At 48.7% G+C, this 1406-nt stretch carries 1 protein-coding gene and 1 pseudogene; both read right to left on the reverse strand.

All coding sequences use genetic code 11. The features are described 5' to 3' along the window. A pseudogene (locus R7P72_RS24390) lies at window positions 1–308 on the reverse strand (DNA polymerase III subunit epsilon); the annotation flags it as partial. Between the two features lie 2 nt (window positions 309–310). Then, window positions 311–1406, reverse strand: a 1096-nt coding sequence (locus R7P72_RS24395; protein ID WP_257974590.1) for a DUF294 nucleotidyltransferase-like domain-containing protein, incomplete at its 5' end; no start/stop codon positions are given.

Raw genomic sequence — 1406 nt, forward strand, 5'->3', positions numbered from 1 at the left:
GCTGTTGCTGGTTTGATGAATTGTCCATGACAAATGTACCACTCTTTGGAGCTGGCGATATCAATGCCGTCCAGCGTTAGGTCAACCACGCCAATCGATAAGATTTTATCGCCTTGCGCGTCCACGCCTGTGGTTTCAAAGTCCAACGCAACAAAACTCAAATCCTTCAAGGTCGTTGAGTCATCCACCAAAGGCTGTTGAAGATAGTCTTTCAGCACCATTGGCCAATCGTCAACAACGTGAATGGCTTGGCGTTTTTGCTCAGGAGAGAGCGGCGTTTCCCACCGCTTAAACCAACGTTTAATCATGGTTACGCCCCTTTCACAAACTTCAGTTTCGCGACATCTTGCAGCTCACTGATGATCTTAAATGCATCTTTTAAGTGCTTGCGTTCAAAGCTACTGAAATCATCGGGTGCGATGTGGTTGTCTGGTGTGGTGCCTGCCAGAATCGCATTGAGTTGATGACGGAAACGTACCTGAGTAATAAAGCGATACGCGCCAATGATGTTTTCAACACTGTCTTTCGACAATGTGCCGTGCTGGGCTGCGTAGCGAAAACGCTCTTCTGTGCCAGTTAACGAGCCGCCAGCGGCAAGACTGAAAATACGCGCCAGATCGATGATCAGATTTAAGGCATACTTTTTGATGTTTAACGTGTTGCTGTTTTCCCCGCCTTTTTCCAACACCAAATTGTTGAAAATGCCAAGTGGCGGCTGAGTGTCAATCGCATCGCGCACCAAAGCCGGAATAAAGCTCGGGCTCTTTTGAATGCAATCATGCAAGTGTTGCTGGATTTGGTCGACAAACTCGCGGTTGCCGTGAATGGCACGCACTTCAAGGAAAACGCTAATGCTCAATAGTTTGTTGTATTCTGGGCTAGCCACCCATTTCTGATAGTACTCTTTCCAACGACGAATTGGCTGACACCACTTTGGTGACGCTGCCATGTACTTGCCGTCACAAAGCGGATAACCGCACGCCGCCAAACCATTACACACCCGCATGGCAAGGTGAGTGAAGTACAGTTTATGTTCTTCGGTGGCGTCATCGGAAAGCACAATCGCACTGTCTTGGTCTGACAGCATGTGCACTTCGTTACGGGCGTGAGAGCCTGCAACCAACCACGCGTAATCACATGGCGGTGGGCCCAACAGTTCTTCATTGAGCTGGATGATGCGGCGCGTGAAAGCGTCCATGATCATCGACATCACTCGACCCTGAATTTCCGCACTCACACCGCTTTCCACCAACGCTTGGAAAATGGTTTGACGTTCTTCTTTCAAAGCCGCCAGCGCGTTGAGTGAACTCGCGTATTTGATTTTCTCAATTAAGAACAAAGACTGCGTGCGGTGGTTATGCACTAAATGTGTTGTCGTTAGAAGTCCTTTCACTTGCTTGCCATGT

This window comes from Vibrio sp. Vb0888 (assembly GCF_033338835.1).
Lineage (GTDB): Bacteria > Pseudomonadota > Gammaproteobacteria > Enterobacterales > Vibrionaceae > Vibrio > Vibrio alginolyticus.